Consider the following 24,982-nt stretch of genomic DNA (forward strand, 5'->3'; position numbering starts at 1 on the left):
TCATGGCTGATTACCAGGGTAAAAAAGTCGTCATTATCGGTCTGGGTTTGACCGGGTTGTCCTGCGTGGATTTCTTTCTGGCACGTGGCGTCACGCCGCGCGTTATGGATACCCGCGCGACGCCGCCAGGCCTGGATAAATTACCGGAAGCGGTTGAGCATCATGTTGGCAGCCTGAATGATGACTGGCTGTTGGCCGCTGATTTAATCGTCGCCAGCCCTGGTATTGCCCTGGCGCACCCTTCGCTGAGCGCTGCCGCAGATGCGGGAATTGAGATTGTCGGCGACATCGAGCTGTTCTGCCGCGAAGCACAGGCCCCTATTGTCGCGATCACCGGTTCAAACGGTAAAAGTACCGTCACGACGCTGGTTGGCGAAATGGCGAAAGCGGCCGGAGTCAACGTCGGTGTAGGCGGTAATATTGGCCTGCCTGCTCTGATGTTGCTGGACGCTGAGCGCGAGTTGTATGTTCTGGAACTGTCCAGCTTCCAACTGGAGACGACCTCCAGTTTACGGGCTGTCGCGGCAACCATTTTGAATGTCACTGAAGATCACATGGACCGTTATCCGTTTGGACTGCAACAGTACCGTGCAGCCAAACTGCGCGTCTACGAGAATGCGAAAGTGTGTGTAGTCAATGCGGATGATGCGTTAACTATGCCGGTTCGCGGTGCCGATGAGCGCTGTGTGAGCTTTGGCATCAATATGGGTGACTATCACCTTAACCGCCAGCAGGGTGAAACCTGGCTGCGGGTGAAGGGTGAAAAAGTATTGAACGTGAAAGAGATGACCCTTTCCGGTCAACATAACTATACCAATGCGCTGGCAGCGTTAGCGCTGGCGGATGCTGCGGGTCTGCCGCGGGCGTCCAGCCTGAAAGCATTGACGACCTTTACCGGCCTGGCTCATCGCTTCCAGATGGTGCTGGAACATAACGGCGTTCGTTGGATCAATGACTCGAAAGCGACCAACGTCGGCAGCACCGAAGCCGCGCTGAATGGGCTGCACGTTGAGGGCACTTTGCACCTGCTGTTGGGCGGCGATGGGAAATCAGCCGATTTTTCTCCGCTAAGCCGTTACCTGAATGGCGATCACATTCGACTGTACTGCTTTGGTCGTGATGGTGCGCAGCTTGCCGCGCTGCGACCGGAAGTGGCGGAACAAACAGAAACCATGGAACAGGCGATGCGTCTGCTCGCCCCGCGTGTTAAACCGGGCGACATGGTGCTGCTGTCTCCCGCCTGTGCCAGTCTCGATCAGTTCAAGAATTTTGAGCAACGTGGCGACGTCTTTACCCACCTGGCGAAGGAGTTGGGTTGATGCGATTATCTCTCCCTCGTCTGAAACTGCCGCGCGTACCGGGACTCGGAATCCTGGCGTGGGTCTTTGCGGCACTTAAAGGCTGGGTGATGGCTTCGCGTGAGAAAGACGCGGACAGCCTGATCATGTACGACCGCATGCTGTTGTGGTTGACGTTTGGTCTGGCAGCGATCGGTTTTATCATGGTGACATCGGCGTCAATGCCCGTTGGACAACGTCTGGCCGGCGATCCATTCCTGTTTGCTAAGCGTGACGCGCTGTATATTTTTCTGGCGTTCTGTCTGGCGATGATTACCCTGCGCCTGCCGATGGAGTTCTGGCAAAAGTACAGCACCACGATGCTGATCGCGTCGATCATTATGCTCCTGATCGTGCTGGTGGTGGGGAGCTCCGTTAACGGGGCATCACGCTGGATTGCGTTGGGGCCACTGCGTATTCAGCCTGCGGAGTTTACCAAGCTGTCGTTGTTCTGCTATCTCGCCAACTATCTGGTACGTAAGGTTGATGAGGTGCGTAACAACCTGCGCGGCTTCTTAAAGCCGATGGGTGTGATTCTGGTCCTGGCCGTGCTGCTGCTGGCGCAGCCTGACCTGGGTACAGTGGTCGTGCTGTTCGTCACGACGCTGGCGATGCTGTTTTTGGCTGGCGCCAAATTGTGGCAGTTCATCGCCATCATCGGGATGGGGATTTCCGCTGTCGTGCTGTTGATCCTCGCCGAACCGTATCGTATTCGCCGTGTGACCTCGTTCTGGAATCCCTGGGAAGATCCATTTGGCAGCGGCTATCAGCTGACACAGTCTCTGATGGCTTTTGGTCGCGGTGAAGTGTGGGGCCAGGGATTGGGTAATTCAGTCCAAAAACTGGAGTATTTGCCGGAGGCGCACACCGACTTTATCTTCGCCATTATTGGGGAGGAGCTGGGTTATATCGGTGTGGTACTTGCTCTTTTAATGGTATTCTTCGTCGCTTTTCGCGCGATGTCGATCGGCCGTAAGGCGCTGGAAATTGACCACCGTTTTTCAGGTTTCTTAGCCTGCTCTATCGGGATTTGGTTTAGCTTCCAGGCTCTGGTAAACGTCGGCGCGGCGGCGGGTATGCTGCCAACGAAAGGTCTGACGCTGCCGTTGATCAGTTATGGTGGGTCGAGTTTGTTGATCATGTCGACAGCCATCATGTTTTTGTTACGTATTGATTATGAAACGCGTCTGGAAAAAGCCCAGGCGTTTACACGAGGTGCACGATGAGTGGTCAACCGAAGCGGTTAATGGTGATGGCAGGCGGTACCGGTGGACATGTTTTCCCGGGGCTGGCGGTTGCGCACCATTTAATGGCCCAGGGCTGGCAGGTTCGTTGGCTGGGTACCGCCGATCGTATGGAAGCGGACTTAGTGCCGAAGCATGGCATTGACATTGACTTTATTCGCATCTCCGGTTTGCGTGGAAAAGGTCTCAACGCGCTGCTGGCTGCACCTGTGCGTATTTTTAATGCCTGGCGTCAGGCTCGCGCCATCATGAAGCAGTTTAAGCCCGATGTGGTGCTGGGCATGGGCGGTTATGTGTCTGGCCCTGGCGGCCTGGCGGCCTGGTCGTTAGGTATTCCGGTCGTACTGCATGAGCAGAACGGTATCGCCGGGTTAACTAACAAATGGCTGGCGAAGATCGCGACGAAGGTGATGCAGGCCTTCCCTGGCGCTTTCCCGAATGCGGAAGTGGTGGGGAATCCAGTGCGTACTGATGTCCTTGCACTGCCGTTACCCGAAGAACGTCTGGCTGGGCGTGAAGGTCCGGTGCGGGTGCTGGTTGTCGGTGGTTCGCAGGGCGCACGTGTGCTGAACCAGACGTTGCCGCAGGTCGCCGCAAAACTTGGCGATGCAGTGACTATCTGGCATCAGAGTGGTAAAGGTGCGCAGCAAACCGTGGAACAGGCTTATGTAGACGCGGGGCAACCGCAGCATAAGGTCACTGAATTTATTGATGATATGGCAGCAGCTTACGCGTGGGCGGATGTTGTGGTCTGTCGTTCAGGCGCACTGACGGTGAGTGAGATTGCTGCCGCAGGTTTACCCGCGCTGTTCGTGCCGTTTCAACATAAAGACAGACAACAGTACTGGAATGCTCTGCCGCTGGAGAAAGCGGGTGCAGCCAAAATTCTTGAGCAGCCACAGTTTACTGTGGATGCCGTCGTCAGCACCCTGTCCGGGTGGTCACGAGAAACTTTATTAACCATGGCAGAACGTGCTCGCGCCGCATCCATACCGGATGCCACTGAGCGGGTTGCAACTGAAGTGAGCCGGGCTGCCCGGGTGTAATTGTGGTGATGCCTTTTGCATCGCATGAACTGAGAAGTTAATGGCTAAAGAATGAATACACAACAACTGGCAAAACTGCGTTCCATCGTGCCCGAAATGCGTCGCGTTCGGCACATCCACTTTGTCGGCATCGGTGGTGCGGGTATGGGCGGTATTGCCGAAGTTTTGGCCAATGAAGGTTATCAGATCAGCGGTTCTGACTTAGCGCCGAATCCGGTTACGCAGCAACTGACGAATCTGGGTGCGACGATTTTTTTCAACCATCGCCCGGAAAACGTACGTGATGCGAGCGTGGTGGTGGTATCCAGCGCTATTTCTGCGGATAACCCGGAAATTGTTGCGGCCCATGAAGCGCGTATCCCGGTGATCCGCCGTGCGGAGATGCTGGCAGAGTTGATGCGTTTTCGTCACGGCATCGCCATTGCCGGGACCCACGGTAAAACCACGACCACTGCAATGGTCTCCAGTATTTATGCAGAAGCGGGCCTCGATCCGACTTTTGTGAACGGCGGTCTGGTGAAGGCAGCGGGCGTGCATGCACGTCTGGGTCACAGCCGTTATTTGATTGCGGAAGCTGATGAGAGCGATGCGTCGTTCCTGCATTTGCAGCCAATGGTGGCGATTGTCACCAATATCGAAGCTGACCATATGGATACCTACCATGGCGACTTCGAAAATTTAAAGCAGACGTTTATTAATTTCCTGCACAACTTGCCGTTTTATGGTCGTGCGGTGATGTGTGTTGACGATCCGGTAATCCGCGAACTGTTACCGCGCGTCGGGCGTCAGACCACCACCTATGGTTTCAGCGATGATGCTGACGTTCGCGTAGAAGATTACCAGCAGATTGGCCCCCAAGGTCACTTCACGCTGCTGCGTCAGGGGATGGCCGATTTGCGTGTAACGTTAAACGCGCCTGGCCGTCACAATGCCTTGAACGCGGCGGCAGCCGTGGCAGTGGCAACGGAAGAGGGTATTGAAGACGACGCGATTCTGCGCGCGCTGGAAAGTTTCCAGGGGACCGGACGCCGCTTTGACTTCCTGGGTGAATTCCCGCTTGAGCCAGTAAACGGTAAAGCAGGAACTGCGATGCTGGTCGATGACTATGGTCATCACCCAACGGAAGTCGATGCCACGATCAAAGCCGCACGCGCAGGCTGGCCGGACAAAAATCTGGTGATGCTGTTCCAGCCGCACCGGTTTACGCGTACACGCGATCTGTACGACGACTTTGCCAACGTGCTGACCCAGGTTGATACGCTGTTGATGCTGGATGTATATGCCGCGGGCGAAGCCGCGATTCCGGGTGCTGACAGCCGTTCGCTATGCCGCACGATTCGTGGTCGCGGTAAGATCGATCCTATTCTGGTGTCCGATCCGGCCCAGGTAGCGGAAATGCTGGCACCGGTATTAACCGGTAACGATCTGATTTTGGTGCAGGGCGCTGGAAATATCGGCAAAATCGCGCGTTCCTTAGCTGAAATCAAACTGAAGCCGCAAAACCCGGAGGAAGAACAACATGGCTGATAAAATCGCGGTCCTGTTAGGGGGAACCTCCGCAGAGCGAGAAGTGTCGTTGAATTCTGGCGCAGCCGTACTGGCAGGGTTGCGCGAAGGGGGGATGGATGCCCATCCGGTTGACCCAAGAGAGGTCGACGTCACGCTTCTGAAATCAATGGGTTTTCAGAAGGTGTTTATTGCGTTGCACGGTCGTGGCGGTGAAGATGGCACGTTGCAGGGCATGCTGGAGCAGATTGGTTTGCCTTATACCGGTAGCGGTGTCATGGCATCTGCTATCTCAATGGACAAACTGCGCAGCAAACTGCTGTGGCAGGGGGCAGGGTTACCGGTTGCGCCATGGGTGGCATTGACCCGTACAGAGTTCGAAAAAGGACTTAGCGATGAGGTGGTTACGAGAATTTCTGCGTTAGGTTTGCCGTTGATTGTGAAGCCAAGCCGTGAAGGTTCCAGCGTCGGGATGTCAAAAGTTGAAGAAGAAAATGCTTTGCAAGCTGCATTAGCATTGGCTTTTCAGCATGATGAAGAAGTACTGATTGAAAAATGGCTCAGTGGACCGGAATTCACAGTTGCGATACTTGGCGAAGAAATTTTACCGTCAATACGTATCCAACCCGCAGGAACCTTCTATGATTATGAGGCGAAGTATCTGTCTGATGAGACACAATATTTCTGTCCTGCGGGCCTGGAAGTTGAACAAGAGACCGAATTACAGGCATTAGTCCTGAAAGCATGGAACGCATTGGGCTGTAAAGGTTGGGGCCGTATTGACGCCATGCTGGACAGCGATGGCCAGTTTTATCTGCTGGAAGCGAATACCTCTCCGGGTATGACCAGCCACAGCCTGGTGCCGATGGCGGCGCGTCAGGCGGGCCTGAGCTTCTCGCAGTTGGTGGTACGAATTCTGGAGTTGGCGGACTGATATGTCGCAGGCTGCGCTGAACACGCGAAACGGTGATGAAGACGAGGTAGCCTCCTCACGCCGCAACAATGGAACGCGTCTTGCAGGAATTCTGTTCCTGCTGACAGTGCTGTGCACCGTGTTTGTGAGCGGCTGGGTCGTGTTGGGATGGATGGAAGATGCGCAGCGTTTGCCATTGTCGAAGCTGGTATTGACCGGTGAGCGACACTACACGCGCAATGACGATATTCGTCAGTCCATCCTGGCGCTTGGCGCACCGGGAACCTTTATGACCCAGGATGTGAACATCATCCAAAGTCAGATTGAACGTCTCCCCTGGATTAAGCAGGCGAGTGTAAGAAAGCAGTGGCCTGATGAATTGAAGATTCATCTGGTTGAATATGTGCCGATAGCGCGTTGGAATGACCAACATATGGTGGATGCCGATGGAAATACGTTCAGCATACCAACCGGTCGGGCTAACAAGCAGGTATTACCTATGTTGTATGGCCCGGAAGGCAGCGCAAGTGAAGTGTTGCAAGGGTTCCGCGATATGGGGCAGGTGCTGGCTAAGGATAGATTCACCCTGAAGGAAGCGGCGATGACCGCTCGTCGTTCCTGGCAGTTAACGCTTAACAACGATATTAAGCTCAACCTGGGCAGGGGCGATACGATAAAACGTTTGGCTCGCTTTGTGGAACTCTACCCGGTTTTACAGCAGCAGGCGCAAACCGATGGCAAACGGATTAGCTACGTTGATTTGCGTTATGACTCAGGAGCAGCAGTAGGCTGGGTTCCCTTGCCTCCTGAGGAATCTAATCAGCAACAGAATCAGGCACAGGCAGAACAACAATGATCAAGGCGACGGACAGAAAACTGGTAGTTGGACTGGAGATTGGCACCGCGAAGGTAGCCGCTTTAGTAGGGGAAGTTCTGCCCGACGGTATGGTCAATATCATTGGCGTGGGCAGTTGCCCATCGCGAGGTATGGATAAAGGTGGGGTGAATGACCTTGAGTCAGTGGTGAAATGCGTACAACGCGCCATTGACCAGGCTGAACTGATGGCAGACTGCCAGATTTCCTCGGTGTATCTGGCACTTTCAGGTAAACATATTAGCTGTCAGAATGAAATTGGTATGGTACCCATTTCCGAAGAGGAAGTGACCCAGGAAGATGTGGAAAATGTTGTGCATACGGCAAAGTCCGTACGTGTGCGCGATGAGCATCGTGTACTACACGTTATTCCACAGGAATACGCGATTGACTACCAGGAAGGCATTAAAAATCCGGTCGGTCTTTCTGGCGTGCGTATGCAGGCAAAAGTCCATCTTATTACCTGCCACAACGACATGGCGAAGAATATCGTCAAAGCCGTTGAACGCTGTGGACTGAAAGTTGACCAACTGATATTTGCCGGGTTGGCAGCCAGTTATTCCGTGTTAACGGAAGACGAACGTGAGCTGGGTGTCTGCGTGGTCGATATTGGTGGTGGTACAATGGACATCGCCGTTTATACTGGCGGGGCGTTGCGCCATACCAAAGTCATCCCTTATGCAGGGAACGTGGTCACCAGCGATATCGCGTATGCCTTTGGTACGCCGCCGAGCGATGCTGAAGCCATTAAAGTTCGTCATGGTTGTGCGCTGGGTTCTATCGTTGGCAAAGATGAGAGCGTTGAAGTGCCAAGCGTCGGTGGTCGTCCGCCACGCAGTCTGCAACGTCAGACTTTGGCTGAGGTCATTGAGCCGCGTTATACCGAGCTGCTTAACCTGGTCAACGAAGAAATTTTGCAATTACAGGAACAACTTCGCCAGCAGGGTGTGAAACATCATCTGGCGGCGGGGATTGTGTTAACCGGTGGTGCTGCGCAAATTGAAGGTCTTGCGGCCTGCGCTCAGCGCGTGTTCCATACGCAGGTGCGTATCGGTGCGCCACTCAATATTACCGGTCTGACAGATTATGCCCAGGAGCCGTATTATTCAACGGCAGTGGGGTTGCTTCATTACGGGAAAGAATCCCATTTAAGTGGTGAAGCTGAAGTTGAAAAACGTGTAACGGCATCAGTTGGCTCGTGGATTAAACGACTCAATAGCTGGCTGAGAAAAGAGTTTTAATTTTTATGAGGCCGGCATCGATTACGGTCTCAGGCGACAGGCACAACGGAGAGAGAAACTATGTTTGAACCTATGGAACTGACCAATGACGCGGTGATTAAAGTCATCGGCGTCGGCGGCGGCGGCGGTAATGCCGTTGAACACATGGTGCGTGAGCGCATCGAAGGTGTTGAATTCTTCGCGGTGAATACCGACGCTCAGGCGTTGCGTAAAACGGCGGTTGGACAGACCATTCAGATTGGTAGCGGCATCACCAAGGGTCTGGGCGCGGGTGCAAACCCGGAAGTCGGTCGCAATGCGGCAGACGAAGACCGTGAAGCTCTGCGTGCAGCGCTTGACGGCGCAGACATGGTGTTTATCGCAGCAGGCATGGGCGGCGGTACCGGGACCGGTGCAGCACCAGTGGTTGCTGAAGTGGCAAAAGATTTAGGTATTCTGACCGTTGCTGTCGTGACCAAGCCTTTCAACTTTGAAGGCAAAAAGCGTATGGCATTTGCGGAGCAGGGTATCACCGAGTTGTCCAAACATGTGGACTCTCTGATCACTATTCCGAATGACAAACTGCTGAAAGTGCTGGGGCGCGGTATTTCCCTGCTGGATGCGTTTGGCGCAGCGAACGATGTACTGAAAGGTGCAGTCCAGGGTATCGCTGAACTGATCACCCGTCCGGGCCTGATGAACGTCGACTTTGCAGACGTGCGCACCGTAATGTCCGAAATGGGCTATGCGATGATGGGGTCTGGCGTGGCAAGTGGTGAAGATCGCGCTGAAGAAGCGGCTGAAATGGCTATCTCTTCCCCACTGCTGGAAGACATCGATCTGTCTGGCGCACGCGGCGTGCTGGTCAACATCACTGCGGGCTTCGACCTGCGTCTGGATGAGTTCGAAACCGTAGGTAACACGATTCGTGCATTTGCATCGGATAACGCGACTGTGGTTATCGGTACTTCTCTGGACCCGGATATGAACGACGAACTGCGCGTTACCGTTGTTGCCACTGGAATTGGTATGGACAAGCGTCCTGAAATCACGCTGGTGACCAACAAGCAGGTACAGCAGCCGGTAATGGATCGTTACCAGCAGCACGGTATGGCGCCATTGACGCAAGAGCAGAAACCGGTAGCAAAAGTGGTTAACGACAATACGCCGCAGACCACCAAAGAGCCGGATTACCTGGATATCCCTGCATTCCTGCGTAAGCAAGCTGATTAAGAATTAGCTGGAATTTGGGAATTGTGGCTCTTTGTGCTAAACTGGCCCACCGAATGTATAGTACACTTCGGTTGGATAGGTAATTTGGCGAGATTATACGATGATCAAACAAAGGACTCTTAAACGTATCGTTCAGGCGACTGGCGTCGGTTTGCATACCGGCAAAAAAGTCACCCTGACATTACGCCCTGCGCCGGCCAACACCGGGGTCATCTATCGTCGCACCGACTTGAATCCTCCGGTAGATTTCCCGGCCGATGCCAAATCTGTGCGTGATACCATGCTCTGTACGTGTCTGGTCAATGAGCATGATGTACGGATTTCAACCGTTGAGCACCTGAATGCTGCTCTGGCGGGCTTAGGTATCGATAACATCGTTATTGAGGTTAATGCCCCGGAAATCCCGATCATGGATGGTAGTGCTGCTCCGTTCGTCTACCTGCTGCTTGACGCAGGTATTGAAGAACTGAACAGTGCGAAGAAATTTGTCCGCATCAAAGAGACTGTTCGCGTCGAAGATGGCGACAAGTGGGCTGAGTTTAAGCCGTATAATGGTTTTACGTTGGATTTCACCATCGACTTTAACCACCCGGCGATCGACTCCAGCACGCAGCGCTATGCGATGAACTTCTCTGCTGATACGTTCATGCGCCAGATCAGCCGTGCGCGTACTTTCGGCTTCATGCGTGATATCGAATATCTGCAGTCCCGCGGTCTGTGCCTGGGCGGCAGCTTCGATTGTGCCATCGTTGTTGACGATTATCGCGTACTGAACGAAGACGGCCTGCGTTTTGAAGATGAATTCGTTCGTCACAAAATGCTCGACGCGATCGGTGACTTGTTCATGTGTGGTCACAACATTATTGGTGCATTTACCGCGTATAAATCCGGTCATGCATTGAATAACAAACTGTTGCAGGCGGTCCTGGCAAAACAGGAAGCCTGGGAATATGTGACCTTCCAGGACGACGCAGAACTGCCGCTGGCGTTCAAAGCGCCTTCGACTGTACTGGCATAACGACACAAACTGTCGTATAAATTCGACTGGTAAATCTGGCACTCTCTCCGGCCAGGTGAGCCAGTCGTTTTTTTTATTCTCCGATAGCTCACCGTCTTTTCCGATGCGACTTTTTCCCCGCTGTCAGATTAAAATACAGAGCGATCGCTGTTTTCTTAAGCATATTTAACCGCGACTTGCTGTCATTACTGCTGTGGAGTGCACGCTTTAATGATAAGATTTGTGCGCAAAAATCGTTTTGAATTTAAAAACCCAAATGCAGGGTAGATCAGGTGGCACTAACGTGAGTGGAATACTGACGCGCTGGCGACAGTTAGGCAGACGGTACTTCTGGCCGCATCTCTTATTAGGGATGGTCGCGGCGAGTTTTGGCCTGCCCGCGATCGGTAATGCCGCTGAACCGAATACGCCCGCGAAAGCGACCGCCAGCAACCACGATCAATCCGCTAAGGTTAACTTTAGCCAGCTTGCTTTGCTGGAAGCCACTAACCGTCGCCCGAATTTTACTGTCGATTATTGGCATCAGCATGCCATTCGTACGGTTATACGTCATCTTTCCTTTGCAATGGCTCCTCAGGCACTGCCCGTTGCCGAAGAGCCTTTGCCAATCCAGGCGCACCATCTGGCTTTACTGAATACGCTCAGCGCGCTGCTGACGCAGGAAGGCAGACCGCCGGCGACTGTAAGTCGCGTGACATATGCCCATTTCACTTCTCAGGCCGCGTTTAGTGTTCCTGTCTGGATAAGCCAGCAGCAGGGGATCCGCGCTGGCCCTCAACGCCTCAGCTAAAAAAGAACCTTCCAACTTATAATTTTTGACTCCGCACCGCGGGGCGTTTGAGATTTTATTATGCTAATCAAATTATTAACGAAAGTATTCGGTAGCCGTAACGAGCGTACGCTGCGTCGTATGCGCAAAGTGGTCAACGTCATTAACGCGATGGAACCGGAGATGGAAAAACTCTCCGATGACGAGCTGAAAGCGAAGACGGCGGAATTCCGCGCGCGTCTGGAAAAAGGCGCCAGCGTTGAAAGCCTGATCCCGGAAGCATTTGCGGTCGTCCGTGAAGCCAGTAAGCGTGTATTCGGTATGCGTCACTTTGACGTGCAGTTGCTGGGCGGTATGGTCCTCAACGATCGCTGTATCGCAGAAATGCGTACCGGTGAAGGTAAAACACTGACCGCAACGTTGCCGGCCTACCTGAACGCACTAAGCGGCAAAGGTGTACACGTCGTTACCGTGAACGACTATCTGGCGCAGCGTGACGCCGAAAATAACCGCCCACTGTTTGAGTTCCTCGGTATGACCGTAGGTATCAACATGTCAGGTCTGCCGGCACCAGCCAAACGTGAAGCTTACAACGCTGACATCACTTACGGTACCAACAACGAATACGGCTTTGACTACCTTCGCGACAACATGGCGTTTAGCCCGGAAGAGCGCGTTCAGCGTAAACTGCACTATGCGTTGGTGGATGAGGTCGACTCCATCCTGATCGATGAAGCACGTACTCCACTGATCATTTCCGGCCCGGCTGAAGATAGCTCGGAAATGTACAAGAAAGTGAACAAAATCATTCCAAACCTGATCCGCCAGGAGAAGGAAGATTCTGACACGTTCCAGGGTGAAGGCCACTTCTCTGTCGATGAGAAAGCGCGCCAGGTTAACCTTACCGAACGTGGTCTGGTTCTGATTGAAGAACTGCTGGTGAAAGAAGGCATTATGGATGAAGGCGAGTCGTTGTACTCTCCGGGCAACATCATGCTGATGCATCACGTGACTGCCGCACTGCGTGCACATGTGCTGTTCACCCGAGATGTAGACTACATTGTGAAAGACGGCGAAGTTATCATCGTCGACGAACACACGGGTCGTACCATGCAGGGGCGTCGCTGGTCCGACGGCCTGCACCAGGCAGTTGAAGCCAAAGAAGGTGTAGAAATTCAGAACGAAAACCAGACGCTGGCTTCCATTACCTTCCAGAACTACTTCCGTTTGTACGAAAAACTGGCCGGTATGACCGGTACGGCAGATACTGAAGCGTTCGAATTCAGTTCTATCTACAAACTGGATACCGTAGTGGTGCCAACTAACCGTCCGATGATTCGTAAGGATTTGCCGGATCTGGTGTACATGACTGAAGCGGAAAAAATTCAGGCCATTATCGAAGATATTAAAGAGCGTACAGCAAAGGGTCAGCCGGTGCTGGTTGGTACGATCTCCATTGAAAAATCGGAAGTGGTTTCCAATGAGCTGAACAAAGCGGGTATCAAGCACAACGTGCTGAACGCCAAGTTCCACGCTAACGAAGCGGCAATCGTCGCTCAGGCGGGTTACCCGTCAGCTGTGACTATCGCCACTAACATGGCCGGTCGTGGTACTGATATCGTGTTGGGTGGTAGCTGGCAGGCCGAAGTTGCCGAGCTGGACGATCCGACGCCAGAGCAGGTTGCACAGATCAAAGCCGAGTGGCAGGTTCGCCATGACGCGGTGCTGGCTGCCGGCGGTTTACATATCATCGGTACTGAGCGTCATGAATCTCGTCGTATCGATAACCAGTTACGCGGCCGTTCCGGCCGTCAGGGTGATGCGGGTTCCTCTCGTTTCTACCTGTCTATGGAAGATGCGTTGATGCGTATTTTTGCCTCCGACCGTGTGTCGGGCATGATGCGTAAACTGGGCATGAAGCCAGGTGAAGCAATCGAACACCCATGGGTAACGAAAGCAATTGCTAACGCCCAGCGTAAAGTAGAAAGCCGTAACTTCGATATTCGTAAGCAACTGCTGGAATACGATGACGTTGCGAATGACCAGCGCCGCGCTATCTATACCCAGCGTAACGAACTGCTGGACGTGACTGACGTTAGCGAAACCATCAACAGTATTCGCGAAGATGTCTTTAAAGCGACCATTGATGCGTACATTCCGCCTCAGTCGCTGGAAGAAATGTGGGATATTCCTGGCCTGCAGGAACGTTTGAAAAACGACTTTGATCTCGATATGCCGATTTCAGAGTGGCTGGACAAAGAGCCTGAGCTGCATGAAGAGACGCTGCGTGAGCGTATTCTGGCTAATGCCATCGAAGTGTATCAGCGTAAAGAAGAGGTTGTGGGTGCAGAAATGATGCGCCACTTCGAAAAAGGCGTGATGCTGCAAACTCTCGACTCCCTGTGGAAAGAGCATCTGGCGGCGATGGATTACCTGCGTCAGGGTATTCACCTGCGTGGTTATGCGCAGAAAGATCCGAAGCAGGAATACAAACGCGAGTCCTTCTCTATGTTTGCTTCGATGCTGGAATCACTGAAATATGAAGTGATCAGTACCCTGAGCAAAGTTCAGGTGCGTATGCCTGAGGAAGTGGAAGCAATGGAGTCGCAGCGTCGTGAAGAAGCTGAGCGCTTAGCGCAGATGCAGCAACTGAGCCATAAAGATGACGACTCCGCTGTTGCAGAAGAGCTGGCCGCACAAACCGGCGATCGTAAAGTGGGACGTAATGATCCGTGCCCTTGTGGTTCCGGTAAAAAATACAAGCAGTGTCATGGCCGTCTGAGCTAAAAAAATAACTTACTGAAAAGGCGCAGAATTCTGCGCCTTTTTTATGGACGATAAATATGAAAGTACTGCAAATCGCTGTTGGAATTATTCGTAATAAGCACAATGAGATTTTTATCACTCAGCGTGCCGCCGATGCTCATATGGCAAACAAACTGGAATTTCCCGGTGGCAAAATTGAACCGGGCGAAACGCCAGAACAGGCGTTAAGTCGTGAGTTACAGGAGGAGGTGGGGATTACACCCGTTAATTGCTCACTGTTCGAAAAACTGGAGTACCAGTTCCCCGACAGACATATCACTTTATGGTTCTGGCTGGTTGAAAGCTGGGAAGGTGAACCGTGGGGGAAAGAGGGGCAACCCGCGCAGTGGATTGTGCAAGATGCGCTAAATGCGGACGATTTCCCGCCAGCGAATGCACCAGTGATTGAAAAGCTGGTTGCAGGATAACGTTTTTCGTAGGCCGGATAAGGCAACGCCGCTATCCGGCACATGATGGCGGGCGCGCTGCGCTTACCCGCCCTACGTTTGCGCTGAATTACTTCTGCTCTTCGCTCCAGTCATCGCTTTCTGACAGATCGCCGGAGCTTGGGATTCGCTTCTCTTCCGCGGCCCATTCACCCAGGTCGATTAACTGACAACGTTTGCTGCAGAATGGACGAAACGGACTGACTTCTGCCCACACGACAGCTTTACCGCAGGTTGGGCAGTTTACGATAGTTTGTTCAGACATGTTAACTCCTTAACAGCACGCCAGATCGAAATCGAGGCGCTCCGGCACCTGACCGTTCTCGCTATCCAGCGGCATAAAGCGAATGGCAAAGCGGCTCTTATGACCTGATATTTGCGGATAAAGCTGTGAAGCGAGCGGCAACTGTAAACGTAGTAGATCTGCATCATCGCCGTTGTCCTGGTAAAAACCATTCAGGCTGGTTTGCTTACGAAACGGCGCCGAGTTGCGGATTAAATCCAGCACCAGAGACAATGCCTGGTTAAGAGGATTCAGGCTGGCAAGCCAGGTTTCAACCTGAGCGTCACGCTGAGTCTGTGGCAGATGCAGCCAGATATGTAAAGTCGGCAAATCAAAGCTGCAGCATCCGCCGGGAATACTTAAACGCTGACGAACAAGGCCAATCAGACGGTCTTCACGCAGAGTTTGACCGATGCGTGGGGCTGAAATCAGAATGCTGCCCGTACTTTTTAACTGCTGACGTAAAGAGTCGATTCTGCTTTGATCGACGCCGGGAACTTCAACCCAGGCCTGAAGTTTTCGCTGCTGTCTTTCCAGCTCTTTGAGGAGTTCAGTTCGGACTTCGCCACGTTCAAATACATCCAGTAAATCCCCCACATTGCGGAAAAAATGCAGTGCACCTGCGTGATCCACAATGGGCAAATTAATGGAGAGTTGCTGGATCAGAAACTCAATGCGCAGCCATGTACGCATCTTCTCATTGAGAGGGTGTTCAAAAAGGACCTGGGTGTGCATTACGGTTTTTCCTGTGAGACAAACTGCGACGCGAATTGCAAATAGCGCGCGTGCAGGTGGGCGACATCCGAGACGATGGCATCCGGTGCGCCATTATTATCAATAACATCATCTGCCACGGCAAGGCGCGCTTCACGTGTTGCCTGGGCAGCCAAAATTTGTTCAACATGCTCGCGTGTAACATCATCACGCTGCATGGTTCGCCTGAGTTGAGTTTCAGGGGTGACATCTACGACGAGTATGCGATCGGCTTTTTTATACAGCGCGTTTTCTACCAACAAGGGGACGACCCATAACAGATAAGGAGAGGTCGCTTGCTGAAACTGACGCTGTGTTTCCTGCTGAATAAGTGGGTGGAGCAAGGCATTTAGCCATTTTTTCTCATCAGGATCGGAAAAAATGCGTTCGCGTAAAATTCGCCGTTGTAACGAGCCATCCGCAGCAATAACGTCGGAACCAAAATGGTTTGCAATTGCCTGTAGGGCAGGCGTACCGCGTTCGACCACCTGGCGCGCAATGATATCCGCATCAATCACGTTTATTCCGAGGTCAGCGAATGCATTTGCAACGGTACTTTTACCACTGCCAATGCCGCCGGTTAAGGCTACCGTATACCTCATAGATCCAGACCCTGGAGTTTTGGTTTGATTATCAAACAGTTAAAAATTAAGCATGCGAAGGCGAAGCTGATGCAGGATTAACCTACTAATCGCCAGGTAAATTTATGGGATTGTAGCGTAAAAAAAGAGAATTTCGCAGTCTTGCGCGGCATTGATTAGTGCGTATGATAGCGTCACTGGAGTTGTGAGTTTCGATTTTTCGCCATTAACCCCAGGAATCCGCACATGCGTATCGAAGAAGATCTGAAGTTAGGTTTCAAAGACGTTCTTATCCGCCCTAAGCGTTCTACTCTCAAAAGTCGTTCCGATGTTGAACTGGAACGTCAATTCACCTTTAAACATTCAGGTCAGACCTGGTCCGGCGTGCCGATTATTGCCGCGAACATGGACACCGTCGGGACGTTTGCCATGGCAACGGCGCTTGCCTCCTTCGACATCCTGACCGCTGTGCATAAACACTATTCTGTTGAAGACTGGGCCGCTTTCATTGCGGATTCCTCTGCCGATGTACTGAAACACGTGATGGTTTCAACCGGGACTTCGGACACTGATTTCGAAAAAACGAAACAGATTCTGGCACTGAATCCCGCACTGAACTTTATCTGCATTGATGTGGCAAATGGCTACTCAGAGCACTTTGTTCAGTTTGTGTCGAAAGCACGTGAAGCATGGCCGACGAAAACAATCTGTGCGGGTAACGTGGTCACTGGCGAGATGTGTGAAGAGTTGGTACTTTCCGGTGCTGATATCGTCAAAGTGGGTATTGGCCCAGGTTCCGTATGTACCACCCGCGTAAAAACCGGCGTTGGCTATCCGCAGCTTTCTGCCGTCATTGAATGTGCTGATGCAGCGCACGGCCTGGGCGGCATGATTGTCAGCGACGGTGGCTGCACAATGCCTGGTGATGTGGCAAAAGCGTTTGGCGGTGGTGCGGACTTCGTGATGCTCGGCGGCATGCTGGCCGGTCATGAAGAAAGCGGCGGTAAAATCGTTGAAGAGAACGGTGAGAAATTCATGCTGTTCTACGGTATGAGCTCTGAGTCTGCTATGACGCGCCATGTTGGTGGTGTTGCTCAGTATCGTGCCGCTGAAGGTAAAACCGTTAAGCTGCCGCTGCGTGGCCCGGTTGATAACACTGCTCGTGATATCCTTGGCGGCCTGCGTTCAGCCTGTACTTATGTCGGTGCATCCCGCCTGAAAGAGCTGACCAAACGGACAACCTTTATTCGCGTACAGGAACAAGAAAACCGCGTTTTCAATAGTCTGTAAGAGCAGGTCGTACTGTTAACTGACTGATGACGCAACGCTTATCAGGCCTACGCTCATGCTCTGTGTAGGTCTGATAAGGCCTTTACGCCGCCATCCGGCAGTTGAATTCATCCCACACCACTCATTGCATCTCCCAGATGAAAAATCGGTAAATACATTGCCACAACCAGCGTACCGATAATCAACCCTGTAATGACAAGCAAGGCTGGCTCAAGTAATGCTGCCAAATTTTCGGCCTGAGACAGCGTGTATTCGCTGTGATGTCGGGCGAGATTTTGCAACATTGCATCCAGAGAGCCGGAAGCTTCACCTGTTCTCACCAACTGTATGCACAGCGGACTAAATTCACCGCTATTTTTAAGTGCCAGCCAGACCGGCTTCCCGGCACTGATATCGTGATGCACCTGCGCCAAACGTTGGGCCCAGTAAGGGCAGTTAAGGGTTTCAGAGACGCTTTCCAGACCTTGCAGAAAGGGAATGCCCGCGTTTTGTGTTAATGACAGTACGGTGAAGATCTGTGTGAGTTTTTGCCCTCTGACCATCGGCCCGATGATGGGGAAGTGCAGCAGTATTTTCTGGCGCAGAATAAGCCAATAAGGCTTTTGCTTTAACAACCCGTATGCTGTTCCCAGCCCCAGGCAGAACAACCCTGCCAGCCATCCCCATCGACTGCTGTAGTGTGCCGCGGCCATAATCCACTGAGTGAGCGCCGGTAGCGGGGTGTTGAACGTGCGATAGATGGCGGCAAATTCAGGTAACACAAAATGCAGCATTGCCAGCACGACCATTATCGCCATGGCAAGAATGATAATGGGATAACGCAGTGCCTTTTTAACTTCATCCGCCAGTTGTTGTTGGTTTTTTTGCTGACGGGCAAGTTCAAAGCAGCAGTCGTCCAGTTTTCCCGTTAGCTCTCCGGTGCGGATCATTGCCTGGTACAGCGGGGGAAATACGTGTTGCCACCGCGAAAGTGAGGCTGACAAAGCAATGCCTTGTTCCATATCGTAAGCCAGCGTGCGCAGCAATGCCTGCCACTGATTGCTGGGATGCTGTTCAGCGAGCAGAGTTAACCCAGCGGAAAGCGTCAATCCCGCTTTAAGCAATGTTGCCAACTGGTGTATGGCTTCGGCACTGTTTGTTCTGCTCCAGTGCGAGGTTTTAACGCGCATCTTGTTAATGCGAATCGGTGTAATTTGCTGTTGTTCTAGCACAAACAGGAGCGATGGACGGGTATCAGCCCATAGCATCCCTGCTACAGGCTGACCTTCGCGCGTTATTCCTTGCCAGCGCCATAGCTGTTTAGCTGACATGGGGCGTGCCCAGTACGCGGATCAGTTCTTCAAATGTCGTTAACCCTTGTTCAACAGCCTGACATCCGTTCTCGAAAAGTGAGTGCATCCCCGCCTGCCTGGCATCGGACTCCACCACGTCAGCACTGGTGCCACTGGCAATAAGCTGGCGTAATGCGGGTGTGACGGACAGAACTTCAAACAGCGCAGTGCGCCCATAAAATCCCTGATAACAGTGTTCACAGCCTGGTGCCTGCCAGCGTGGAAGCGGCGTGGGCCAGAGCGATGCCGGCAGTGTGACCGGGTCATCAAGACGTCGCCGACAATGAGGGCACAGTTTTCTGACTAATCGTTGGGCAATCACCAGCGTCAATGCAGAGGCGATCATCCAACGGGCGACGCCCATTTGCTGCAGGCGTATCAGCGTTTCACTGGTGGAGTTGGTATGCAGCGTTGAAAGGACCAGATGACCGGTTTGCGCGGCTTTTAGGGCAATCTCAGCGGTTTCGCCGTCGCGGATTTCACCCACCATAATAATGTCGGGATCCTGGCGTAGCAGTGCACGTAACACACTCTGAAAATTAAGCCCTGCGCGAGGATGAATTTGTGTCTGATTGAGCCCTTCAATGGGGATCTCGACCGGATCTTCTACGCTACAAAGATTCACGTCAGGGGTGTTTCGGGTTTGTAGCGCACTGTACAGGGTAACCGTTTTGCCGCTCCCGGTCGGCCCGGTGACCAGAATCAATCCCTGTGGTTGCTGTAATGCTTGTGAAAACGCAGCCAACTGCGCCCCATGCATGCCCAGTGCGTTGATCTCCAGCGTTTGATTAACCTGATGAAGCAGGCGTAGCACTACTTTCTCGCCCCATCGGCAAGGCAGCGTGGCGATGCGAAACGAAATGGGGTCACCTGAAATGTCCACGGTAAATTGCCCATCTTGCGGGAGTCGGTGCTCGGCAATATCCAGACTACCTAATACCTTTAATCTTGCGGTGAGAGCAATGCCCATCTCTGTGGTGACTTCCGGTAATGTGTGTAGTACGCCATCCACGCGCATCCTGATCCGGTAGTGATTCTCCGCAGGTTCAATATGAATATCAGAAGCCCGTTGTGCCAACGCGGATTGAAAAGTATGGTCCAGCAACCCCGCAGCAGTTGCGCTGCTTTCTGTGATGATGGCCGGGAGCATTTTACGCGGCGTGTGTGTGTGGCCCTCCATTTGCTGACGTGTCCAGCACACAATATCGATACGCCTGGTCGTTGCAAAATGCAGTGCATCCAGCAGTTCGTGAGAAGGGGTATCCACAACGGCGATATGCACCACGTCATTGTCTGCATCCAGCAATACTCCCTGATAACGTTGGCAAAGTGCCGTCAGTTGTGTGGTATTCATCTCTTTTCCTTAGTTGGCATCAAAGCGAAAAACGTCTTCACAAGCCTGTTGCAGCGCACCGTCATTCTGGACGTTGCAGTTACGGGTCCAGCCCGTTATGCCGTTGGCGTTATCCCAACCGGGCGTCATGATGACGCTAAGCCCGTTCAGGCTTTCCTGGCCGGTAAGGGAAACCACGCCTTTCTCGACGCTCATACCTGACACATAGCGCGTGGTGGTGACTGACGGGATGCCATTGGTTCCGGCGTCGCAGGTGTTGGTGCCGCCATGTTCCAGCGCGCAGAGTTCAACCGCGGTACGGTAGGGGACAAAGGTTTGCAACATATCGGTCAGTGCCGCTTTGCGCAGGTAGTTCTGATAGGCCGGAATGCTGATGGCACTGAGAATGGCGATAATGCCAATGACCACCATCAATTCGATAAGGGTGAATCCGCGTTGTTTATCCATCGTTCGCTCCTTGGGTTAATAAGCGCACTTTGGCAAACCCCGGAGAAGCGGGCGAGCGGCAAAAAATAAATCGGGAAGGCGGCTTCCGCAGTTTTTATGTCGGTTTCAGAACCGGAAAGCATATTTGCGAAAGTGCTCGAAGAAACCGCCGGACGGTGGTGTCAATCCCGGGTCCGGCGGTTGGTGTAAATGAGGGAGTTGGCCCGATAAGCGAAGCGCCATCGGGCAGAACAGTCAGCGATTAGCGAAAACGCATCGAGAGGTCGAGTGCGCGGACATGTTTGGTCAGTGCGCCCACAGAGATGAAATCCACGCCGGTTTCCGCGAATTCGCGTAGCGTTTCATCGGTGACGTTACCAGATACTTCCAGACGCGCCTGGCCGTTGGTACGTTTGACCGCTTCGCGCATTTGGTCGGGTTCGAAGTTGTCCAGCATGATGATGTCCGCTCCGGCTTTCAACGCATCGTCCAGTTCATCAAGGCTTTCCACTTCTACTTCAACCGGAACATCCGGGTGTAGCCAGAAGGCTTTCTCCACGGCCTGACGTACTGAACCGGAAGCAATAATGTGGTTCTCTTTAATCAGGAAGGCGTCAGAAAGACCTAAACGATGATTCGCGCCGCCGCCACAGAGCACCGCGTATTTCAGCGCCGTACGCAGCCCAGGTAGCGTTTTACGTGTATCCAGCAGTTGAGTTTTTGTCCCGGTCAGCAGGTCGACGTATTTACGCACTTCGCTTGCAACGCCAGACAGTGTCTGCACAAAGTTGAGTGCGGTACGTTCGCCGGTAAGCAACACGCGGGAAGGGCCGTCCAGTTCAAACAGCGGTTGGTTAGCCTTAATGCTGTCGCCATCTTCAACATGCCAGTTGATGCTGACATCATCGCCAGCAAGCTGAATAAAGACCTCTTCCACCCAGCGTTTCCCACAAAAAACACCCTCTTCGCGTGTAATGACGATGGCATGGGAACGCATATCTTCAGGTAAAAGCTGTGCGGTGATATCGTTATTGGCATCAACTTCTCCGCCTAAATCTTCGCGCAGCGCCTGGGCAACCGCGGCAGGGATATCGAGATTTATGCGTTCCAACAGCGCGTCACGTCGGTAGTCAGGGTTATAGCGGCGAGGCGGCATGATAAAACTCCAAATTGCTAACGAATCATAAGGTAGAAACATGCTACCCTGAACCTGATATGAGCACCACCAATAAGGAGATTCTGCATGTTGTTAGACGAGGGCTGGCTGGCAGAGGCGCGACGCGTTCCCTCTCCTCATCACGATTGCCGCCCGGATGACGAAAGCCCTTCTTTGCTGGTAGTGCATAATATCAGCCTGCCACCCGGTGAATTTGGCGGCCCATGGATAGACGCGTTATTTACTGGAACAATTGATCCCAACGCCCATCCTTTTTTTGCACAAATTGCCCATTTGCGCGTTTCTGCCCATTGTCTGATCCGCCGTGATGGTGAGGTCGTGCAATATGTTCCCTTTGACAAACGTGCCTGGCATGCAGGCGTCTCCTGCTATCAGGGGCGTGAACGCTGTAATGATTTTTCAATTGGTATTGAGCTTGAAGGTACGGATACGCTGGCTTATACCGATGTGCAGTACCAGCAACTGGCTGCCGTGACGCAGACGCTGATTCAGCGTTATCCGGCGATTGCCAGCAACATGACCGGGCATTGCAATATTGCGCCTGAACGGAAGACCGATCCTGGGCCATCTTTTGACTGGGCAAGGTTTCTCGCCCTGGTCACCCCCTCGTCACACAAGGAGATGACATGACGCTGTTTACAACATTACTGGTGCTGATTGTTGAGCGCTTGTTTAAGCTGGGTGAGCACTGGCAGCTTGATCACCGGATTGAGGCTTTTTTCCGGCGGGTTAAGCATTTCTCTATGGCGCGAACGTTAGGAATGACCATTATTGCGATGGTGTTGACATTCCTGTTACTGCGCGCGCTGCATGGGGTGTTGTTTAATGTTCCGCTGTTGGTGGTGTGGATCTTAATTGGTGTGCTGTGCATCGGTGCTGGCAAGGTGCGTCTTCATTATCATGCCTACCTGAATGCGGCTTCACGTAATGATGCGCACGCCCGTGAGGCGATGGCCAGCGAGCTGACGCTGATTCATGGTGTGCCACCGGATTGTGATGAACGAGAGTTTCTGCGTGAGCTACAAAACGCGCTGTTATGGAACAACTTTCGCTTTTATCTGGCTCCGCTATTCTGGTTGATCGTCGGTGGTCCATGGGGACCGGTGACGCTGGTCGGCTATGCTTTTTTACGTGCGTGGCAGTCCTGGCTGGCGCGCTACCAGACGCCGCATCAGCGTCTGCAGTCAGGTATTGACGCGATCCTGCATGTCCTGGACTGGGTTCCGGTACGTCTGGCGGGTGTGGTCTATGCGCTGTTAGGACACGGTGAGAAGGCGTTGCCCGCCTGGTTTGCCTCGCTGGCGGATATGCATACTTCGCAGTATCAGGTGTTGACGCGTCTGGCGCAGTTCTCGCTGGCGCGTGAGCCACATACTGATAAGGTCGAAACGCCGAAAGCAGCCGTTGCAATGGCGAAGAAAACGTCGTTTGTCGTGGTTGTGGTGATTGCGCTGCTGACAATTTATGGCACGCTGATCTAGCGATTGTTGCCGGATGGCGGCGTAACCGCATTATCCGGCCTGGCGCATGTGTAGACCGGATAACGGTGTAACGACTTAATACGTATCCGTTGGTGGCACGCCAAAATTCGGCATTCCGTTCTCATCCCAGCGTACAAGCTTCAGGCGGGTGTGGCGATGTGATATGGAGAGAATTATTGTCTGGTGCTGGTGTTTTTGCGTTGCAGGATAGCGCCGCTGATATGAACTAAACAGTCATCTGTGGGAAAGTGTAAAGCAGATAACAACCCCCACCAGGTGCAGGTGGGGGAGGGAAAATTAATGCGCTTTCACGGCGCCGGCCGTTTTCTGTTTGCACAGATAGCCAATGCCAAGAATGGCTATCCATACCGGGATCAGGTACACAGAGATAGCCATGCCCGGCGTCATCATCATAATTACCAGTACTGCTGCCATGAAAATCAGGCAGATCCAGTTACCCAGCGGGTAGAGCAGTGCCGGGAAGCGAGTGGCGACGCCCTGCTGCTGTTTTGCTTTGCGGAACTTAATATGCGCAAGGCTAATCATTGCCCAGTTGATGACCAATGCGGAAACCACCAGTGCCATCAGCAGGCCAAACGCAGATTCCGGTGCCAGATAGTTAATCAGTACGCACAGTGCGGTAACCAGTGCGGAAACCAGAATCGTGTTCACCGGTACGCCGCGTTTATCGACACTCATCAACGCTTTCGGCGCGTTACCTTGCTGAGCCAGGCCGAACAGCATACGGCTGTTGCAGTACACGCAGCTGTTATAGACAGAAAGGGCGGCAGTCAGTACCACGACGTTAAGCGCGTTAGCCACAAACGTGTCGCCCAGTTCGTGGAAGATCAGGACAAACGGGCTGACGTCAGCGGTCACACGCGTCCATGGCATCAGAGAGAGCAGGACGGCCAGCGAACCCACATAGAAAATCAGGATACGGTAGATAACCTGGTTAGTGGCTTTCGGGATGCTTTGCTCCGGGTTATCTGCTTCTGCTGCGGTGATCCCGACCAATTCCAGACCGCCGAAAGAGAACATGATGATAGCCATCATCATTACCAGCCCGCTGAAGCCGTGTGGCAGGAATCCACCCTGGCTCCACAGGTTACTGACGCTGGCCTGCGGGCCGCCGTTGCCGCTGAACAGCAGCCAGCCGCCGAAGATGATCATCGCGACTACGGCAATGACTTTAATAATGGCAAACCAGAACTCCATCTCACCGAACACTTTCACGTTGGTCAGGTTAATGGCGTTGATGATCACAAAAAAGGCTGCTGCCGAAGCCCATGTTGGGATCTCCGGATACCAGAATTGAATGTATTTACCTACAGCGGTTAGCTCAGCCATGGCAACTAATACGTACAATACCCAGTAGTTCCAGCCAGAGGCGAAACCCGCGAAACTGCCCCAGTATTTATAAGCAAAGTGGCTAAAGGAGCCTGCTACCGGCTCTTCCACCACCATTTCACCTAGCTGACGCATAATCAGAAAAGCGATAAATCCGGCGATAGCGTAACCCAGAATAATCCCCGGCCCTGCAGACTGAATAACGGATGCGCTTCCGAGGAATAACCCGGTACCAATCGCGCCACCCAGCGCGATAAGCTGTATATGACGGTTTTTAAGGCCGCGCTTTAGCTGATCGCCATGCTGTTGACTTTCCATCATGAAACCTCGTGTGTGGTTTTACTCTTCATCTTTCGAGTACTTATATTTTGAACCACGCAGTGACGCGTGTGTAAGTTTGCAATTCCGTTTGTTGTATTAATTTATTTACAGCAGTGAATTATGAAATGTTGCCTAAAGACTTTTGTCTTGATCAGAATAGTGTTATGCGAGCGCGAATGCACCTGCTTTATGCGGCGTGAGTGACGAGTTGAATAAAAAGAAAC

General features: G+C 52.8%; 23 protein-coding genes and 1 pseudogene. 15 read left to right on the forward strand and 9 right to left on the reverse strand.

Annotated elements, in window-relative coordinates; all coding sequences use genetic code 11:
* Positions 1–2: 2 nt before the first annotated feature.
* The 12 genes from murD to mutT all read left to right on the forward strand — a co-directional run bounded on the left by murD (position 3) and on the right by mutT (position 14,393).
* The gene (gene murD / locus OGX95_RS20270; RefSeq protein ID WP_286630751.1) at positions 3–1,319 is read left to right on the forward strand and encodes a UDP-N-acetylmuramoyl-L-alanine--D-glutamate ligase; all 1,317 of its coding nucleotides are present in this window, start codon (positions 3–5) and stop codon (positions 1,317–1,319) included.
* Positions 1,319–2,563 (forward strand): cell division protein FtsW, encoded by a 1,245-nt coding sequence (gene ftsW / locus OGX95_RS20275; protein ID WP_271440499.1) that lies wholly within the window; start codon positions 1,319–1,321, stop codon positions 2,561–2,563. The genes murD and ftsW overlap by 1 nt, the downstream gene beginning before the upstream one ends.
* On the forward strand, positions 2,560–3,627 hold the full coding sequence (murG, locus tag OGX95_RS20280; RefSeq protein WP_286630752.1) for an undecaprenyldiphospho-muramoylpentapeptide beta-N-acetylglucosaminyltransferase: 1,068 nt from the start codon (positions 2,560–2,562) through the stop codon (positions 3,625–3,627). The genes ftsW and murG overlap by 4 nt, the downstream gene beginning before the upstream one ends.
* A 51-nt stretch (positions 3,628–3,678) precedes the next feature.
* The gene (murC, locus tag OGX95_RS20285) at positions 3,679–5,154 is read left to right on the forward strand and encodes a UDP-N-acetylmuramate--L-alanine ligase (RefSeq protein WP_202039499.1); all 1,476 of its coding nucleotides are present in this window, start codon (positions 3,679–3,681) and stop codon (positions 5,152–5,154) included.
* Positions 5,147–6,067 (forward strand): D-alanine--D-alanine ligase, encoded by a 921-nt coding sequence (locus tag OGX95_RS20290; RefSeq protein ID WP_286630753.1) that lies wholly within the window; start codon positions 5,147–5,149, stop codon positions 6,065–6,067. The genes murC and OGX95_RS20290 overlap by 8 nt, the downstream gene beginning before the upstream one ends.
* A 1-nt stretch (position 6,068) precedes the next feature.
* Entirely contained in the window at positions 6,069–6,902 is an 834-nt protein-coding gene (ftsQ, locus tag OGX95_RS20295; protein ID WP_271440502.1) for a cell division protein FtsQ, read from the forward strand.
* Positions 6,899–8,161, forward strand: coding sequence for a cell division protein FtsA (ftsA, locus tag OGX95_RS20300; protein WP_003018755.1), 1,263 nt, complete (start codon positions 6,899–6,901; stop codon positions 8,159–8,161). Before ftsQ ends, ftsA begins: the two co-directional genes overlap by 4 nt.
* Before the next feature lie 60 nt (positions 8,162–8,221).
* Entirely contained in the window at positions 8,222–9,373 is a 1,152-nt protein-coding gene (gene ftsZ / locus OGX95_RS20305; RefSeq protein ID WP_003018753.1) for a cell division protein FtsZ, read from the forward strand.
* Positions 9,374–9,473: 100 nt separating this feature from the next.
* Positions 9,474–10,391, forward strand: coding sequence for a UDP-3-O-acyl-N-acetylglucosamine deacetylase (gene lpxC, locus OGX95_RS20310; RefSeq protein ID WP_286630754.1), 918 nt, complete (start codon positions 9,474–9,476; stop codon positions 10,389–10,391).
* Between the two features lie 283 nt (positions 10,392–10,674).
* The gene (gene secM / locus OGX95_RS20315; RefSeq protein ID WP_271440503.1) at positions 10,675–11,181 is read left to right on the forward strand and encodes a secA translation cis-regulator SecM; all 507 of its coding nucleotides are present in this window, start codon (positions 10,675–10,677) and stop codon (positions 11,179–11,181) included.
* 60 nt (positions 11,182–11,241) lie between these two features.
* Complete coding sequence (gene secA, locus OGX95_RS20320; RefSeq protein ID WP_286630755.1) at positions 11,242–13,947, forward strand: preprotein translocase subunit SecA; 2,706 nt, start codon at positions 11,242–11,244, stop codon at positions 13,945–13,947.
* 56 nt (positions 13,948–14,003) lie between these two features.
* On the forward strand, positions 14,004–14,393 hold the full coding sequence (gene mutT, locus OGX95_RS20325) for an 8-oxo-dGTP diphosphatase MutT (RefSeq protein WP_286630756.1): 390 nt from the start codon (positions 14,004–14,006) through the stop codon (positions 14,391–14,393).
* Between the two features lie 88 nt (positions 14,394–14,481).
* Here mutT and yacG read toward each other — a convergent pair whose 3' ends face one another.
* The 3 genes from yacG to coaE are packed head-to-tail and all read right to left on the reverse strand — an operon-like array spanning position 14,482 to position 16,049.
* Positions 14,482–14,676, reverse strand: a complete 195-nt coding sequence (gene yacG / locus OGX95_RS20330) for a DNA gyrase inhibitor YacG (RefSeq protein ID WP_005124648.1) — start codon at positions 14,674–14,676, stop codon at positions 14,482–14,484.
* Between the two features lie 9 nt (positions 14,677–14,685).
* On the reverse strand, positions 14,686–15,429 hold the full coding sequence (gene zapD / locus OGX95_RS20335; protein ID WP_271454457.1) for a cell division protein ZapD: 744 nt from the start codon (positions 15,427–15,429) through the stop codon (positions 14,686–14,688).
* Positions 15,429–16,049 carry a dephospho-CoA kinase gene (gene coaE, locus OGX95_RS20340; RefSeq protein ID WP_286630757.1) on the reverse strand — a complete coding sequence of 207 codons (621 nt, stop codon included), beginning with the start codon at positions 16,047–16,049 and terminating at the stop codon, positions 15,429–15,431. The genes zapD and coaE overlap by 1 nt, the downstream gene beginning before the upstream one ends.
* A 225-nt stretch (positions 16,050–16,274) precedes the next feature.
* Between coaE and OGX95_RS20345 the strand changes: the two genes are divergently transcribed.
* Entirely contained in the window at positions 16,275–17,318 is a 1,044-nt protein-coding gene (locus OGX95_RS20345; protein ID WP_286630758.1) for a GMP reductase, read from the forward strand.
* Positions 17,319–17,425: 107 nt separating this feature from the next.
* On the opposite strand, the gene hofC is transcribed toward OGX95_RS20345, so the two are convergent.
* The 4 genes from hofC to nadC form a co-directional block, all read right to left on the reverse strand.
* The gene (gene hofC / locus OGX95_RS20350; RefSeq protein WP_286630759.1) at positions 17,426–18,628 is read right to left on the reverse strand and encodes a protein transport protein HofC; all 1,203 of its coding nucleotides are present in this window, start codon (positions 18,626–18,628) and stop codon (positions 17,426–17,428) included.
* Positions 18,618–20,003 (reverse strand): type II secretion system protein GspE, encoded by a 1,386-nt coding sequence (gene gspE, locus OGX95_RS20355; RefSeq protein ID WP_286630760.1) that lies wholly within the window; start codon positions 20,001–20,003, stop codon positions 18,618–18,620. The genes hofC and gspE overlap by 11 nt, the downstream gene beginning before the upstream one ends.
* A gap of 9 nt (positions 20,004–20,012) precedes the next feature.
* Positions 20,013–20,450: a prepilin peptidase-dependent pilin gene (ppdD, locus tag OGX95_RS20360; protein WP_286630761.1), complete on the reverse strand. Its 438-nt coding sequence runs from the start codon at positions 20,448–20,450 to the stop codon at positions 20,013–20,015.
* 241 nt (positions 20,451–20,691) lie between these two features.
* On the reverse strand, positions 20,692–21,585 hold the full coding sequence (gene nadC, locus OGX95_RS20365) for a carboxylating nicotinate-nucleotide diphosphorylase (RefSeq protein WP_286630762.1): 894 nt from the start codon (positions 21,583–21,585) through the stop codon (positions 20,692–20,694).
* 87 nt (positions 21,586–21,672) lie between these two features.
* Between nadC and ampD the strand changes: the two genes are divergently transcribed.
* Both ampD and ampE read left to right on the forward strand, forming a co-directional pair.
* Complete coding sequence (ampD, locus tag OGX95_RS20370) at positions 21,673–22,236, forward strand: 1,6-anhydro-N-acetylmuramyl-L-alanine amidase AmpD (RefSeq protein ID WP_286630763.1); 564 nt, start codon at positions 21,673–21,675, stop codon at positions 22,234–22,236.
* Positions 22,233–23,087, forward strand: coding sequence for a beta-lactamase regulator AmpE (ampE, locus tag OGX95_RS20375; protein ID WP_286630764.1), 855 nt, complete (start codon positions 22,233–22,235; stop codon positions 23,085–23,087). The genes ampD and ampE overlap by 4 nt, the downstream gene beginning before the upstream one ends.
* Positions 23,088–23,162: 75 nt before the next feature.
* Here the strand turns inward: ampE and OGX95_RS20380 are convergent.
* Both OGX95_RS20380 and aroP read right to left on the reverse strand, forming a co-directional pair.
* Positions 23,163–23,246: pseudogene (locus tag OGX95_RS20380) on the reverse strand (glycosyl hydrolase); the annotation flags it as partial.
* Between the two features lie 138 nt (positions 23,247–23,384).
* On the reverse strand, positions 23,385–24,758 hold the full coding sequence (aroP, locus tag OGX95_RS20385; protein WP_286630765.1) for an aromatic amino acid transporter AroP: 1,374 nt from the start codon (positions 24,756–24,758) through the stop codon (positions 23,385–23,387).
* Between the last annotated feature and the right edge of the window lie 224 nt (positions 24,759–24,982).

Origin of the sequence: Citrobacter sp. Cu233 (genome assembly GCF_030332225.1) — a bacterium.
In the GTDB taxonomy this organism is placed as follows: domain Bacteria; phylum Pseudomonadota; class Gammaproteobacteria; order Enterobacterales; family Enterobacteriaceae; genus Citrobacter.

What these genes read in the sequence shown, in the direction of transcription:
- murD (WP_286630751.1), top strand. Translation starts at nt 3, where the DNA reads ATGGCTGATTACCAGGGTAAAAAAGTCGTCATTATCGGTCTGGGTTTG.
- ftsW (WP_271440499.1), top strand. Translation starts at nt 1,319, where the DNA reads ATGCGATTATCTCTCCCTCGTCTGAAACTGCCGCGCGTACCGGGACTC.
- murG (WP_286630752.1), top strand. Translation starts at nt 2,560, where the DNA reads ATGAGTGGTCAACCGAAGCGGTTAATGGTGATGGCAGGCGGTACCGGT.
- murC (WP_202039499.1), top strand. Translation starts at nt 3,679, where the DNA reads ATGAATACACAACAACTGGCAAAACTGCGTTCCATCGTGCCCGAAATG.
- OGX95_RS20290 (WP_286630753.1), top strand. Translation starts at nt 5,147, where the DNA reads ATGGCTGATAAAATCGCGGTCCTGTTAGGGGGAACCTCCGCAGAGCGA.
- ftsQ (WP_271440502.1), top strand. Translation starts at nt 6,069, where the DNA reads ATGTCGCAGGCTGCGCTGAACACGCGAAACGGTGATGAAGACGAGGTA.
- ftsA (WP_003018755.1), top strand. Translation starts at nt 6,899, where the DNA reads ATGATCAAGGCGACGGACAGAAAACTGGTAGTTGGACTGGAGATTGGC.
- ftsZ (WP_003018753.1), top strand. Translation starts at nt 8,222, where the DNA reads ATGTTTGAACCTATGGAACTGACCAATGACGCGGTGATTAAAGTCATC.
- lpxC (WP_286630754.1), top strand. Translation starts at nt 9,474, where the DNA reads ATGATCAAACAAAGGACTCTTAAACGTATCGTTCAGGCGACTGGCGTC.
- secA (WP_286630755.1), top strand. Translation starts at nt 11,242, where the DNA reads ATGCTAATCAAATTATTAACGAAAGTATTCGGTAGCCGTAACGAGCGT.
- mutT (WP_286630756.1), top strand. Translation starts at nt 14,004, where the DNA reads ATGAAAGTACTGCAAATCGCTGTTGGAATTATTCGTAATAAGCACAAT.
- yacG (WP_005124648.1), bottom strand. Translation starts at nt 14,676, where the DNA reads ATGTCTGAACAAACTATCGTAAACTGCCCAACCTGCGGTAAAGCTGTC.
- zapD (WP_271454457.1), bottom strand. Translation starts at nt 15,429, where the DNA reads ATGCACACCCAGGTCCTTTTTGAACACCCTCTCAATGAGAAGATGCGT.
- coaE (WP_286630757.1), bottom strand. Translation starts at nt 16,049, where the DNA reads ATGAGGTATACGGTAGCCTTAACCGGCGGCATTGGCAGTGGTAAAAGT.
- OGX95_RS20345 (WP_286630758.1), top strand. Translation starts at nt 16,275, where the DNA reads ATGCGTATCGAAGAAGATCTGAAGTTAGGTTTCAAAGACGTTCTTATC.
- hofC (WP_286630759.1), bottom strand. Translation starts at nt 18,628, where the DNA reads ATGTCAGCTAAACAGCTATGGCGCTGGCAAGGAATAACGCGCGAAGGT.
- gspE (WP_286630760.1), bottom strand. Translation starts at nt 20,003, where the DNA reads ATGAATACCACACAACTGACGGCACTTTGCCAACGTTATCAGGGAGTA.
- ppdD (WP_286630761.1), bottom strand. Translation starts at nt 20,450, where the DNA reads ATGGATAAACAACGCGGATTCACCCTTATCGAATTGATGGTGGTCATT.
- nadC (WP_286630762.1), bottom strand. Translation starts at nt 21,585, where the DNA reads ATGCCGCCTCGCCGCTATAACCCTGACTACCGACGTGACGCGCTGTTG.
- ampD (WP_286630763.1), top strand. Translation starts at nt 21,673, where the DNA reads ATGTTGTTAGACGAGGGCTGGCTGGCAGAGGCGCGACGCGTTCCCTCT.
- ampE (WP_286630764.1), top strand. Translation starts at nt 22,233, where the DNA reads ATGACGCTGTTTACAACATTACTGGTGCTGATTGTTGAGCGCTTGTTT.
- aroP (WP_286630765.1), bottom strand. Translation starts at nt 24,758, where the DNA reads ATGATGGAAAGTCAACAGCATGGCGATCAGCTAAAGCGCGGCCTTAAA.